General features: G+C 65.8%; 9 protein-coding genes. 5 read left to right on the forward strand and 4 right to left on the reverse strand.

The window, feature by feature from the left end; all coding sequences use genetic code 11:
- Positions 1-40 precede the first annotated feature (40 nt).
- From FHR22_RS18950 to FHR22_RS18960, 3 genes are read right to left on the reverse strand one after another with little or no spacing between them, the layout of a single operon-like run.
- Positions 41-679 carry a TetR/AcrR family transcriptional regulator gene (locus FHR22_RS18950; protein ID WP_341786919.1) on the reverse strand — a complete coding sequence of 213 codons (639 nt, stop codon included), beginning with the start codon at positions 677-679 and terminating at the stop codon, positions 41-43.
- Positions 676-1,821 (reverse strand): DSD1 family PLP-dependent enzyme, encoded by a 1,146-nt coding sequence (locus FHR22_RS18955; protein WP_166945240.1) that lies wholly within the window; start codon positions 1,819-1,821, stop codon positions 676-678. The genes FHR22_RS18950 and FHR22_RS18955 overlap by 4 nt, the downstream gene beginning before the upstream one ends.
- Positions 1,818-3,071 carry a D-arabinono-1,4-lactone oxidase gene (locus FHR22_RS18960; RefSeq protein ID WP_166945241.1) on the reverse strand — a complete coding sequence of 418 codons (1,254 nt, stop codon included), beginning with the start codon at positions 3,069-3,071 and terminating at the stop codon, positions 1,818-1,820. Before FHR22_RS18960 ends, FHR22_RS18955 begins: the two co-directional genes overlap by 4 nt.
- A 267-nt stretch (positions 3,072-3,338) precedes the next feature.
- Between FHR22_RS18960 and FHR22_RS18965 the strand changes: the two genes are divergently transcribed.
- Positions 3,339-4,484 (forward strand): aminotransferase class I/II-fold pyridoxal phosphate-dependent enzyme, encoded by a 1,146-nt coding sequence (locus FHR22_RS18965; protein ID WP_166945242.1) that lies wholly within the window; start codon positions 3,339-3,341, stop codon positions 4,482-4,484.
- Positions 4,485-4,488: 4 nt separating this feature from the next.
- Here FHR22_RS18965 and FHR22_RS18970 read toward each other — a convergent pair whose 3' ends face one another.
- A complete protein-coding gene (locus tag FHR22_RS18970) occupies positions 4,489-5,703 on the reverse strand; it encodes an N-acetylmuramoyl-L-alanine amidase (RefSeq protein ID WP_166945243.1) in 1,215 nt (404 codons plus the stop codon).
- A 665-nt stretch (positions 5,704-6,368) separates the two neighbouring features.
- Here FHR22_RS18970 and FHR22_RS18975 point away from each other — a divergent pair.
- The 4 genes from FHR22_RS18975 to FHR22_RS18990 all read left to right on the forward strand — a co-directional run bounded on the left by FHR22_RS18975 (position 6,369) and on the right by FHR22_RS18990 (position 13,831).
- Positions 6,369-9,062 (forward strand): Rne/Rng family ribonuclease, encoded by a 2,694-nt coding sequence (locus FHR22_RS18975; protein ID WP_208417803.1) that lies wholly within the window; start codon positions 6,369-6,371, stop codon positions 9,060-9,062.
- Positions 9,063-9,151: 89 nt separating this feature from the next.
- Positions 9,152-10,552 (forward strand): M48 family metalloprotease, encoded by a 1,401-nt coding sequence (locus FHR22_RS18980; protein ID WP_166945244.1) that lies wholly within the window; start codon positions 9,152-9,154, stop codon positions 10,550-10,552.
- Positions 10,553-10,607: 55 nt separating this feature from the next.
- Positions 10,608-12,233, forward strand: coding sequence for a thioredoxin domain-containing protein (locus tag FHR22_RS18985; RefSeq protein WP_166945245.1), 1,626 nt, complete (start codon positions 10,608-10,610; stop codon positions 12,231-12,233).
- Positions 12,234-12,235: 2 nt separating this feature from the next.
- Positions 12,236-13,831: a tetratricopeptide repeat-containing sulfotransferase family protein gene (locus tag FHR22_RS18990; protein ID WP_166945246.1), complete on the forward strand. Its 1,596-nt coding sequence runs from the start codon at positions 12,236-12,238 to the stop codon at positions 13,829-13,831.
- Positions 13,832-13,901 lie beyond the last annotated feature (70 nt).

Here is a 13,901-nt window from a genome sequence, read left to right on the forward strand (position 1 = left end):
CCTGCTTCGCCGAAAGGGAAGCGTGCTTGCGGCAATCCGCTCAGCGAAGCGCGGTAAGGTCGCGTATGGCGGTTTTCAGCATGCCGGCGACAGCGCCGAAAATTGCGTCGGGTGCCACGCGATCTTCCTCATACAGCATTTCGTCGGCGGCGAAGCCCAGCTCGACCGCGAGCCGCAACCGCCCCCAGAGCATCTCGGGATCGGCGCCCGGCAGGTGCCGCGCGCAGGCGTCGGTCAGCCGCGCCGTGACGTAGCGGTGCGATTCGAGCCGCACATGCACCAGCCGCGGCGTCGCGTGGAGCGCGCGCAAGATCCACACCGCTCCCGGTTCGGCGCGGGTCGCGGCGGCGTTTTCGGCGAGCAGTTCGCCGATATGATTCGCCATCGCGTCGAGCCCGCCCCCGGCATAGCGTGCGATCCACGCGTCGAGCACCGCGTTCTGCCGGTCCATCAGCCGCCGCCCGAGCGCTTCGAGCACCGCATATTTGTCGCCGAAATAGCGATAGAGCGCCGGCGGAGTCAGCCCGGCGCGCGCGCAGATCAGGTTCGTCGACACGCGTTCGATCCCGACCAAGGCGAGCAGTTCGCCCGCGACGTCGAGCAGCAGGTCATAGGTCTGGCGTGCGCGTTGCTGTTTCGGCGGCGCCTTGGCCGCCGCGCCAGGCACCGCACCGATCACCGCGCCCGCCCGCGCGCACTGACCGGCCAGATGCCCATCAGCGTATCGCCCGATACGACGTGATAATTGTCATAGAGATTCACCGTCGGGTCGCAGTGCGGCACGGTCAGGCTGACCGGGTCGCCGGGCTGCATGTCGTTGCCGATGCCGGGGGCGATCAGCGCCGCATGCTCATCGCCCATGAAGGCGAAAAAGGCAGTTTCGGGCGCACCGCGCTGGACGACCGCGACGCCGCCGTCGGTCGACAGCGACTTGAAGCCCGCATCGATCGTCACCAGCCCCGAATGATTCGCGCTGACGACGCGCGCATCGACCGCAAGCGCGGTTTCGAACGGCGGCTCGGCGGCGCCGGTCAGGTCGCAATCGAGATATTGCTTGTCCATGAAGACATAGGACCCTGCCTGCAGTTCGGTGAAAACGCCGAGATCAAGGTCGATCCGGTGCGTGCCCGTCCCGCCGCCGGTGACGATATCGGGCGCAAACCCGGCGACGGTCAGCGCGGCAATCACCTCCTGCAGATAGGCGGTACGCTCGATAATCGCGGCGCGGCGTTCGGCATAATCCTCGATATGTTGCTGCGACCCGCAATAAAATTGCACACCGCGGTAGACGAGGTTCGCCGACGCGGCGATTGCCCCGGCCAGCGCGACGGCGGCTTCGGCCGATGCGACGCCGGTGCGCGCGATGCCGGGGTCAATGTCGATGATCACATCAAGCTTCGCTTCGGTCGCGGCCAGCGCGGTGTCGATGCGCGCCGCGACGCCCGGATGATCGACCACCGCCATCAGCCCGTCGGCCGCGGCCGCGAGTCTGGCGAGCCGCACAATCGCCCCGGGCGCGGCGACCGGCGAGGTGATCAGGATGCCGGTTACGCCGCCCGCCGCCAGCACCTCGGCCTCGCCGATCTTCGCGCAGCAGGCACCGGCCGCGCCGGCGCCGATCTGGCGTTTGGCGATGTCGACGCTCTTGTGCGTCTTGGCGTGCGGCCGCAGCAGCGCGCCTTGATGCGCCGCGAGCGCCGCCATGCGCTGAATGTTCCGGTCGAGCGCCGCGATATCGAGAACAAGCACCGGCGTGTTGAGGTCGGCGCGGCTGCCCTGCTGGTCGATCAGATGGGCGTGGAGGTCATGGTCGGTGCTCATGCAAACAGGCTTTCGAGATGCGGGTTGAGAAATTTGCCGTGCGGATCGGCAGCGCGGCGGACGGCGCCGAAACGTCCCGCCATCGGATAGAGTGCCTCGACATCGGCGCGGCCGAGCGTGTGGCGTTTCGCCCAGTGCGGGCGGCCGCCATAGGCGCGAAAAATGGCTTCGGCCTCCGCGAACAGGCCCCGCCACGGCATTTTGGCATATTGGTGCATCGAGATGGCGGCGACCGGCCCGGCGTTCATCGGGCTGATCCAGATATCGTCGGCGGCGACAGCGCGATATTCGAACGGAAAGGTGACGGGAAGCCGCTTGCGGCGGATCCAGCCGACGACCTCCGCCAATGTTTCGATCCCTGCCGCGCGCGGCATTTCATATTCCATCTCCTCGAACCGCAACGTCCGGTCGGACGGGAAGATGCTGTGCGCGGGGCCGCGGCGGCGGCCGTCGAAGCGCGTCTTCATCATCGCGCGCTGGAGCCACGGGGTCAGGAAGGGCAGGCGCGCCGCGATGTCGAGCACGCGGCGAAACGCCGTTTCGTCCATGTCGGTCGTCGTCGGCGGTGGATCGCACGGATCGCAGGGCGTGAGTGTCTTCACGATCACATCGTCGCTGTGCGGAAAGAACCAGAATTCGACGTGCCGCTGCGCGCGCGCCCACTCGTCATAGGCTTCGCGCACCTCGGCCCAGCGGCGCTTCTCGATCCGTTCGGCGAGATGGTAGGCGGGGACGAGCGCTACGTCGATTTCGGTCGCGATCCCGAACAGGCCGAGCGACAGGCGCTGCGCCTCGAACAGGTCGGCGTTGGTCGCGGCATCGCACCAGCGCGTTTCGCCATCAGCCCCAAGCAGCCGGAACCCGCGCGCCATCGTCGACAGCGAGCCAAGATCGACCCCGGTGCCATGCGTCCCCGTCGCCATCGCCCCGGCGAGCGACTGCGGATTGACGTCGCCCTGATTGGCCAGCGCCAACCCTTCGTCCCACAATGCCGCGGTGAGCCGCTTGATCGACCAGCCCGCGGGAACGCGGGCGCTCCGCCGGTCGGCGGCGACGCGGACGGCACCGGGCAGGTCGACGATATCGACGATCAAATCGCCCGATTCGCAGAGCGGCATGAAGCTGTGCCCCGCGCCGACCGCGCGGACCTTGCCCGCCCCGCGTACCAGCGATGCCAGTTCGTCCTCGCTGCGCGGACGCATGACAGCAGCGGGCGCAGAAACGCTGCCCGACCAGTTGCTCCAGCCCATATGCCTCTCCTTTGGCCAGCAAGCAAAAGCTGTCCTTCCGAAGAAAGTTAGTCAAGACTATATTATTGCCTGGCGTCGGCGGTTATCCGTCCGCCTGCAGTTCGAAATCGAGACCAGAACGTGGCAGGCTGTACCCGGTACAGCAGTTCATAGGCCGAAAGGGCGTTTCGCTATCCCGTTGTGGCCCACCGATGAACCTGTATGAACAGCCCGGTGCGATCCGGGGCACAGTCTCGTCAGTCGACGTTCAAACGGAGCAAGCTTTTCATGCCGGTGGAGATCGATCCCTTTCATGCAATCGCCATAAGTCGTCTCGCGCATCGGCTGCGAGCCGAGGGACGGTCCGTAATTCATATGGAATTCGGCCAGCCCTGGACCGGCGCCCCGGCGGAGGCCATCGAGGCGGCACACCGCATTCTGGACACCGATGGCATGGGCTATTGGGAGAGTCCGGCGCTGAAGGCGCGGATCGCGGCCCATTACGGCGAAACCTATGGGGTCGCCGTCAATCCGGAACAGGTCATCCTGACCTGCGGCGCTTCGCCCGCGCTGGTGCTTGCCCTCTCCTGCCTGTTTGCTCCGGGCGCCCGGGTCGCGCTGGCGCGGCCCGGTTATGTGGCGTACAGAAACACGCTCAAGGCGCTTCATCTCGAGCCGGTCGAACTCGCTTGCGGCGAAGCCGAACGGTTTCAGATCACCGCCGATGCGGTCGAGCGACTGGAACCCGCTCCGCAAGGGCTGATCGTCGCAAGCCCGGCCAATCCCACCGGCACGATCATCCCGCCAGAGGAGCTTCAGGCTCTGGCCGAGGTGTGCAAGCGCCGCGGCATCGCGCTGGTCTCGGACGAAATCTATCACGGGCTGAGCTATACGCTTCCCGCCGAAACCATGTTGAAGCACGCGCCGGATGCGCTGGTCGTCAACAGCTTCTCCAAATATTTCAGCATGGCGGGCTGGCGCCTTGGCTGGCTCATCGTTCCCGAGAAGCTGGTCGACGCCGCCCGCGCCCGCATGGGCAATCTGTTCCTGACGCCGCCCTCGCTTGCCCAGCATGCCGGCCTGATAGCGTTCGACTGCCGCGACGAACTCGAAGGCCATATTCACACCTATGCGCGCAATCGCGAACTCTTGCTCGGCGCCCTTCCCGCAATGGGTCTCCGAAGGATCGCACCTCCTGACGGAGCTTTCTATATCTATGCGGATGTCGGCCATCTCACGAACGACAGCCTCGCCTTTTGCGAAGCCTTGCTGCGCGATACGGATGTAGCACTGGCGCCCGGACTCGATTTCGATCCGGTCGATGGCAACAGCTTCATACGCCTCAGCTTCGCCGTCTCCACCGATCTGGTCGAAGAGGCGATCCGGCGTATCGGACCGTGGTTCGCTGCCAAAGCGGCCAGCCTGCCGAGGTAAAGAGTCACCGCCCCAGCGCGGCGATCTGGCGCGCGAAATGGATCTGCACAGCGTCGCGCACGCCGCGCGCGACTTTTTTCTGGCCAGCCAACGATGCAAGGAATTCAGCGTCGTCCTTGTTCGAGATAAAGCCGGTTTCGAAGAGGATCGACGGCGTATCGGGCGCCTTCAGCACCACGAACGACGCGAAGCGATGCGCGGTCGAGCGGAATTTGACGTCGTTCGCCGCCTCGCGCTGGAGCAGCCGGGCGAAGTCGGAGGCGACGTTCATCGTCTCGCGCTGCGTCAGGTCGAGCAGGATCGACGACACGTCGCTGCTGTGTGCGCCGAGATCGACGCCATTGATGATGTTCGCCTTGTTCTCGCGCGCCGCGAGCCGTGCCGCCTCGCGGTCGGAGGCGACTTCCGACAAGGTATAGACCGATGCACCGCTTGCCTGCTGGTTTTCCGCCGCGTCGGCGTGGATCGAAATGAACAGGTCGGCCTTGAGCCGCCGCGCGATGCCATAGCGTTCCTCGAGCACCAGATAGCGGTCGTCCGCGCGGGTCAGCGCGACGCGGACCCGGCCCGAAGCGATCAGGTCATCACGGATCGCGCGGGCAAGCGCGAGGGTGATGTCCTTTTCGCGCTTGCCGCTGTGCGGGCTGATCGCGCCCGGATCGTGTCCGCCATGTCCGGCGTCGATGACGACGAGCGGTAGGCGGTTGTTGCCGGGCCCCTCGATCGCGGGCAGCGGCAGCGCTGGCCTGGGTTTTCCGATCGGAACGGTGACACTGTAGCGCTTTTCGGGCGGCTTGGCGCGAAACTCGGCGGGCGGCTGCAATAAGGTCCGGGGGCCGCGCGCCGCGCGCTCGAACTCGCTCGCCGATACGGGGCGCAGGCGAAAGGTCAGGCTGCGGCCGTCGGCGGCAAAGCGCGCGTTCGATACAATCGCGGGCTCTGCGAGGTCGAGCACGACGCGTGCCGTGCCGGCGTCCTGCTGTCCCTGACGCACCGCGCGGACGATTCCTGCGCCACCGAGCGCGCGGCCCGGCTGCGCGCCCGCGATATCGAGCGCGATGCGGTCGGGGCCGGCGAGCAAAAAGGCCGACGCGCCCGCAACAAGATCGTCGAACCGCACGGTGATGTCCGAATCGCCGATCTCGACCGCACCGATCGGTCCCGCCAGCGCCGCCGCGGGGTTCAGCATCATGGTCAAAAGGACAAGAGCGAGACCCATGGCGCAGTTATGCCGCCGCGGGCGAGCTGTGGTCCAGCGCTTATTAAACATATCGGGTCAGGCCCCCGGCCGCAGAACGTTGTGAACCATCCATTAGCCATCGCCCGTCAAATGCGGGTCAACCGGCAAGGTTAACTGGTGATTCAGCACGATGGGGTCGACCGCCGAACTTGTATGCGAAAAGTGCCGCCCCCATCTTTCTTCCTTGGTGGTGGTTGCCGTCGGGTCATGCCGATGCTAGCACGACCATCACTGACGGTGCCCTTCCCGGCCCCGTCCGGCCTTTTGAGGGGAAAGGCGCCGATCCCGTGAACGTGCGGGAACGCTGCAGCCCTGGTGCCGGACATGCGGGGAATGGCAACCTGCCGCCAGTCCACCCGGTTGACCGGACAGGGAAACGATCGTTTCGATTTTCGCCCTGCCCGCTCATCCCGAAACAGGTTGATGCCGCATGAGGCTTGCCATGCCCTCTTCATATCCCGACGCGGGCGTTTTCGCCTCGGCCGTCGCCGGATGCGAAGACCGCATGCGCGTTCAGGACCGGACGCACCCCCCCAGCGGCAATAACGTCTTTTTTCTTTTCACCCGTATCCGCCGTGGCTTTCCCTCGGGGAGGGTCGCGGGATTTTTTGATGGCGCGCCAGGGCGCGCTTGGAGTGTTACTAATGACCACGCGCATGTTGATCGACGCGCGGCACCGGGAAGAAACCCGGGTCGCCGTCACCAAGGGAAACCGCATCGAGGAGTTTGATTTCGAGTCCGCCGAGCACAAGCAGCTCAAGGGCAATATCTATCTGGCCAAGGTTACCCGTGTCGAACCGTCTTTGCAGGCGGCGTTCGTCGAATATGGCGGCAATCGCCACGGCTTCCTCGCGTTCAGCGAAATCCACCCCGACTATTACCAGATTCCGAAGGAAGACCGCGACGCGTTGCTGCGCGAAGAGGCCGAGCATGCCGCCGCAGCGGCGCAGCGCGCCGAGGAAGACCTCGACGAGCTAGAGGGTGATGTCGCCGACGTCGAATATCACGACGAGGACGAGAATGGCGACAACCGCGCCGATCACGACGACGATGATCATGATGATCACGACGGCCATGAAGATGGCGACGACCATGGCGATGCCGAAAATGGCGACGCCGAGGAAGGCGCCGAAGGCTCGGAAGAGAATAACAAGGACGGCCGCGGCGATCGCCGGGGTCGCGGCCGCGGGCGCGGCAACAGTAACAACCGCAAGGGCGGCCGCGGCCGCAGCCGCCGCAATGACGACGAAGACGGTGAAAACCGCATGTCGCTGCGCCGCCGTTACAAGATTCAGGACGTCATCCGTCGTCGTCAGGTGATGCTGGTCCAGGTCGTCAAGGAAGAACGCGGCAACAAGGGCGCAGCGCTCACCACCTATTTGTCGCTCGCCGGCCGCTATTGCGTGCTGATGCCGAACACGATGCATGGTGGCGGGATCAGCCGCAAGATTTCGAACGGCGCCGATCGCCGCAAGCTGAAGGCGATGATCGACGAACTCGCGCTGCCGCCGACGATGGGCTGCATCGTCCGCACCGCGGGGATGAGCCGCACCAAGGTCGAGATCAAGCGCGACTTCGATTATCTCGCGCGCCTGTGGGACGAGATTCGCCAAAAGACGCTCGAATCGAGCGCGCCGGCGCTGGTCCATTCGGACAGCGACCTGGTGAAGCGCGCGATCCGCGACATCTATCACAAGGATATCGAGGAAGTGCTCGTCGAGGGCGACGACGGCTACAAGGCGGCGAAGCAGTTCATGAAGCTGCTGATGCCGAGCCACGCGCGGCGCGTGAAGCAATATGCCGATCCGGTGTCGCTCTATCAGCGCTACGGCGTCGAGGACCAGCTCGCGGGGATGCTCAATCCGGTCGTCCAGCTCAAATCGGGCGGTTATCTGGTGATCAACCCGACCGAGGCGCTGGTGTCGATCGACATCAACTCGGGCCGGTCGACGCGCGAACATAATATCGAGCAGACCGCGCTCAGCACCAACCTCGAAGCCGCGCATGAAATCGCTCGTCAGCTGCGCCTGCGCGACATGGCGGGCCTCGTCGTGATCGACTTCATCGACATGGATCATGGCTCGAACGTCCGCAAGGTCGAGCGCGCGATGAAGGATGCGCTGAAGAACGACCGCGCGCGCATCCAGGTCGGCCGCATCTCGGGCTTTGGGCTGATGGAGATGAGCCGCCAGCGTCTGCGCACCGGCGTGCTCGAAGCTTCGACGCGTCCGTGCCCGCATTGCGAAGGCACCGGCCTCGTCCGCACCGCATCGTCGGCCGGCCTCAGCGCGCTACGCCTGATCGAAGAGGAAGCCGCACGCGGCAAGGGCAACAAGATCACCCTGCGCGCGAGCCAGGAGGCAACCTTCTACCTGCTCAACGAAAAGCGCCGCGAACTGCGCGAGATCGAGGAGCTTTACGGTGTCACCGTCGAAATCCTGCTCGACGGCGAGACCGAGGGTGCACGCATGGCGGTCGAGGTCAGTGGCCCGCCGCCGATCGCGCGCCGCAGCTTCGCGCCGATCGCTCCGATCGAGGATGACGACGACGACGATTATCCCGAGGACGAGGAAGAAGAAGCCGAAGAGGAGGCCGCCGAAGAGCGTCCCGCGCGTTCGCGGGACCGCGAAGAAGGCACGCGCGATCGTGAGGACGGCGATGGCGATGGTGACGGACGCAAGCGCCGCCGCCGCCGCCGCCGCGGCCGCCGCGGTCGCCGCGACGAGGAAGGCAATGAAATCGGCGAAGGCGGCGAAGGCAGCGAGGATCGCGATGACGACGCCGCTGACGCCGCGGAAGGCGAAGCCGCACCGGCCGAAGCCGTCGAGGCCGCTCCCGAGGCCGACGAAGCCGAAGCGAAGCCACGCCGCCGCCGTGGCGGACGTGGCCGCAAGAAGGCCGATACGGCGGATGCCGGCGACGACGCCGCAGTGGAAGTTGAGGCTGCACCGGTAGAGGCGGTCGAAGCCGAAACTGCCGAGCCGGTCGCCGAAGAAGCCCCGGTTGCCGAAGAAAAGCCGAAGCGCAAGCGTGCGCCGCGCAAGACCAAGGCGGTCGCCGAAGCCGAAGCCGCCGCAGCGGCGGCCGAAGCCGTCGAGGCGGCCCCCGTTGTCGAAACGACGCCCGAGACGGTCGAAGCGGCGCCCGAGGCCGAACCGGCCAAGCCGGCGCCGAAGAAGCGTGCAAGCCGCGCCAAGAAGGCCGTCGCCGCCGAGGCCGCGCCCGAAGCCGCCACGACGCGCGAAGTCGAACCGGTCGCCGCCGAGGGCGATGAGGCCGGCGAAGGTCCCGACGGCGAACCGCGTCGCGGCTGGTGGCAACGTACATTTGGCAATTGATCCGGTCCCTTGCCTCCGCGCGCCCTGAACCTCGCGAAGCCTCTTGGGCTTCAGTGGAGGTTCAGGCGCGCGGGGCAAGGATCGCGGCGATGACCCCGTTCACGCCAGCGAGATTTCGGGCGGACACATGGCGTCCGCTTTTCCGTATCATCCTGACGTTGCTTGCAATGCTGGCCGTCGCGATGCGGCCGGCGATGGCACAGTCGATCCTGCGCGACGCCGAGACCGAGGCGCTGTTTCAGGACATGATGGACCCGCTGCTCGTCGCCGCGGGGTTGCAGCCGGGGCAGGTGCACGTCCATCTGCTCGGCGACCGCAGCATCAACGCCTTCGTCGCGGGCAGCCAGGACATCTATGTCTTCAGCGGCCTGATCGAAGCCGCCGACAGCGCCGAAGAGGTGCAGGGCGTGCTGGCACACGAGCTGGGCCATGTGATGGGCGGGCACGCGATTCGTGTCAACGACGGCGCGAAGACTGCAACGGGCATCTCGATCGTCAGCCTGCTGCTCGGCGCCGCAGCGATCGCGGCGGGCGCGGGCGAGGCAGGCATGGGGGTGATGATGGCTGGGCAGCAAGCCGCGCTCGGCAAATTCCTCGCCTTCACGCGCGTTCAGGAATCGACCGCCGACGCGGCGGGCGCGCAATATCTGTCGAAGGCCGGGATCAGCGGCCGCGGCAGCCTGGCCTTTTTCAAGAAGCTCCAGAACCTGGAGTTCCGTTACGGGGTCAAGCAGGACGATGATCAGGCCTATGGACGCACCCACCCGATGTCGGGCGACCGCATCCAGGCCCTGCGCGAGGTCTATGTGATCGACCCGGCGTGGACGAAGCCTGCCGATCCCGCGATCGAGGCGCGGTTCCAGCGCATCAAGGCCAAGCTTTCGGGCTATATCGCCGATCCCGACCGGACGCTGCGCAAATTCCCCGAAACCAATAGCAGTGTCCCCGCCCGCTACGCCCGCGCCTATGCCTGGCACCGCAGCGCCTATCCGCAAAAGGCGCTGGAAGAGGTCGAGGCACTGCTCAGGACCAATCCCGAGGATCCCTATTTCCTCGAACTCGAAGGCCAAGTGCTGCTCGAATCGGGGCACCCCGGGGAAGCGATCCCGGCGCTGCGCAAGGCGGTCAAAAACTCGCGCTCGCAGCCGCTGATCAGCGCGACGCTGGGCCATGCGCTGATCGCCACCGAAGACCCCGCAAATTATGCCGAGGCCGAAGAGGTGCTGAAGACCGCGGTCGCCCTCGACAACCAGAATCCCTTCGCCTGGTACCAGCTTGGCATCGTCTATGCGAACAAGGGCGATCAGGCGCGCGCCGCGCTCGCCTCGGCGGAACGTTACCAGTTGGAGGGTGGACAGGCCGTCCTTGCGCTGCGTAATGCCGAAACCGCGTTGCAGGGCCTGCCCGAGGGTTCGTCCGACTGGATTCGTGCACAGGATATTTCGCTCGTGGCTCGCGCCGAGGTGGAACGCGAGCGCAAACGGCGTTAGATTCGGTGAAGGATAAGGGGACAGCATCGCCAATATCGATGCGCAAGGGCGACAAGTGACTGACAAAAAAGACGATTATTACCAGCCGTGGCTGCGCGACCCGGCGCCGGACGCTGCGCCGCAAAGCGCGCCGCCCAAGCCTGACACGGGCCTCGCCAAGCCGAAGGACATGCCCCCCGTCGGCATCGACCTGTCGCGCTATCCGGCCGACGATCGTTCCGCGCGTCAAGGCCCCGCCGCCGATCATCTGAAGGCCGGCGCCGCAAACCTGTGGCAGGCGGTTCAGGCGGGCGCATCCGCCTTTGCCGACTGGACGATCCGCGCCGGCGACCGCGCCGATATCCCCGCCCGCCTCGAGGCGATGGAAATTCCGCGCCGGTGGCGCGAATTCGCATCGCGTAGCGGCGTCATCGCCGGGCGCACCGCACGCGCGATCGGCAAGGGATCAGCCCGCGCCGGACGCAGCGCCGCCGCCGCGAGCCGCGACGCCTGGCAGAAAATGGCGCTGGGCGACAAGGTCGCCAAAATCTCGAGCGACGCCGGACGCGGGCTTGGCGAAGTTGCCGGCAAGACCAAGGCGGGGATCGGCCAGGTCGCCAAGGCGGGCAGCGAAAGCCTGCGCGACAGCATCGGCGAAGCCGCGACCAAGCTGCGCCCCGCCCCACGCGAAGAACCGCCACCGCCGCCGTCGGGGCTCGAACAATTGCTCGCCCGCGAAGAAGCTGCCGCGCGCGCCGCCGAACAGGCGGCGCCCATGGCACCCGATCTGCCGCTGTTCGCGAGCGAACCCGCACTGGCGCCAGCGCCGCCCCCGAAGGCGGCAAAAGCCGTACCGGCGGCAATGGAAGCCGACGGCCGGTCGCCGCACGCAGGTCCCGTCGCTCCGAAACCATCGGCGAGCAAGGCGATGGCCGCGCAAAAATTACCGCAAGTCAAGGGGACGGGAATGGATCGCATGTCTGGACGGACGGGACTGGTCGCGCTGGCGGGCGTCGTCCTCCTCGCGCTCGTCTTCTGGCTCGGCGGCCGCTTCGGCGGCGGCATGAGCAAGACCGAGGTCGAAACCGTCGTCGCCGATTATATCAAGGCGAACCCGCAGATCATTCCCGAAGCATTGGAGGCGCAGCGCGGTCGCGAGATCGCCAAGGCGGTCGATGCGATCCGTCCCGCGCTCGAAAAACCCTATGCCGGCGCCTGGGCGGGCAACGCTGACGGCGATGTGACGCTGGTGGTGTTCACCGACTATGCATGTGGTTTTTGCCGCGCGAGCGTCCCCGACGTCGACCGGCTGATCCGCGAAGACAAGCGCCTGAAAGTCGTGTTCCGCGAATTGCCGATCATCGCACCGCAGAGCCGCGATGCCGCGATCATGGCGCTCGCCGCCGCGCGGCAGGGCAAATATGACGCCTTCCATCATGCGATGTTCGCGGCAGGCTCGCTCGACAAGGCCGCCATCAATGCCGCAGCCGAAAAGGTCGGCGTGGTCACCGACGGCAGCGCCGATGCCACGGCGAACGAGGCGCTGTTCCAGCGCGAACTCGACAGCAATCTGGCGATCGCGACCCAGTTGCAGCTCAACGCCACCCCGACCTGGATCGTCGGCGACCAGCTGTTCCAGGGCCAGATCGGCTATGACGGATTGAAGCAGGCAGTCGCCAAGGCGCGCGCGGCGAAGAGCTGAGGATGACGGCCGACCGGGCGGAGACAGCGATCGCGAGGGGGGTTCGAAACCCCGAATTGATGGCTGCGGCGCTCGCGCTGTTCGAGGGCCGGCTTCACGACGCCGAACCGGTGCTGAAGGCGCATCTGAAGCGCGATCCGTTCGATGTCGCGGCGATCCGCATGCTCGCCGAGCTGGCGGCGCGGATCGAACGCTATCGCGATGCCGAAGCGCTGCTGCGCCGCGCGATCGAACTGGCGCCCGATTTCCTTGCCGCGCGATCGAACCTCGCGACTGTCCTGCATCGCCAGGGCCGGTCGAGCGAGGCCGTCGAAGAACTGGACAGACTGCAGCAGGTCGATCCCGGCAATCTGATGAATGCCAATCTGAAAGCCGCGGCGCTGGGGCGCGTCGGCGAATTCGACGAAGCGCTTGAGCTTTATGAGCAGGTGCTCGAAAGCTTTGGCAAACAGCCGAAAATATGGATGTCCTATGGTCATATGCTGAAGACGGTGGGGCGCCGGGACGATGCGATCGCCGCCTATCGCAAGGCGCTCGAACGCAATCCCGCCCTGGGCGAAGTCTGGTGGAGCCTCGCCAATCTGAAGACGCTGCGGTTCGATGACGGCGACCTGTCGGCCATGCAGGAAGCGCTGGGCCGCGGCGATATTTCGCCCGAAGATCGCTTTCACCTGCATTTCGCGCTCGGCAAGGCGCACGAAGATCGCCGCGAGGCCGAAACCGCCTTCGGCCATTATGACCGGGGCAACAGCCTGCGAAAGACGCTGCTCGACTATGATGCCGACCAGACGCGGGCATCGGTCGATCATGCCAAGTCGCTTTATACGGCCGACTTCTTTGCCGCGCGGCAGGGTCAGGGCGCCGATGCCACCGATGCGATCTTCATCGTCGGCATGCCGCGCGCCGGGTCGACGCTGGTCGAACAGATATTGGCGAGCAATTCGATGGTCGAGGGCACGATGGAATTGCCCGATATTCCGAAACTCGCCGGGCAGGCCCGCAATATGGGCGGGATCGCGAAGTTGTCCGCCGACGACATTCGCGGCTTGGGCGAGCGGTTTCTGCGCGACACGCAGATCCAGCGCAAAAGCGCCAAGCCGTTTTACATCGACAAACTGCCGAACAACTGGTTGCACGTCGGTTTCATCCGCCTGATCCTGCCGAATGCGAAGATCATCGATGCGCGGCGCCACCCGATGGATTGCTGTTTTTCCAATTTCAAACAGCATTTCGCGCGTGGACAGGCGTTCAGCTACAGCCTCACCGACATGGGCCGCTATTATGCCGATTATGTCGACCTGATGGACCATTTCGATGCCGTCTTGCCGGGGCATGTCCACCGTGTCTTTCACGAGCGGCTGATCGATGATCTGGAGGCCGAAGTGCGCGCGATGCTGGCGTATCTGGGCCTGCCGTTCGAGCAGGCCTGCCTTGACTTCCATGCCAACGACCGCGCCGTCCGCACCGCGAGTTCGGAACAGGTGCGGCGCCCGATCAATCGCGACGGGGTCGGCCAATGGCAGGCGATGGAGCCTTGGCTCGGCCCGCTCGTCGACGCATTGGGACCGGTCCTGCCGCAATATCCCGCGCGTCCCTGATCCGATGTTGCAATTTTGTCATACTATTCGCGAAATTTCAGCGGTGAGCGGGTCATTGCGCGGGTCGCGA

The sequence above is a fragment of the Sphingopyxis panaciterrae genome (assembly GCF_011762125.1).
Classification (GTDB): Bacteria; Pseudomonadota; Alphaproteobacteria; order Sphingomonadales; family Sphingomonadaceae; genus Sphingopyxis; species Sphingopyxis panaciterrae.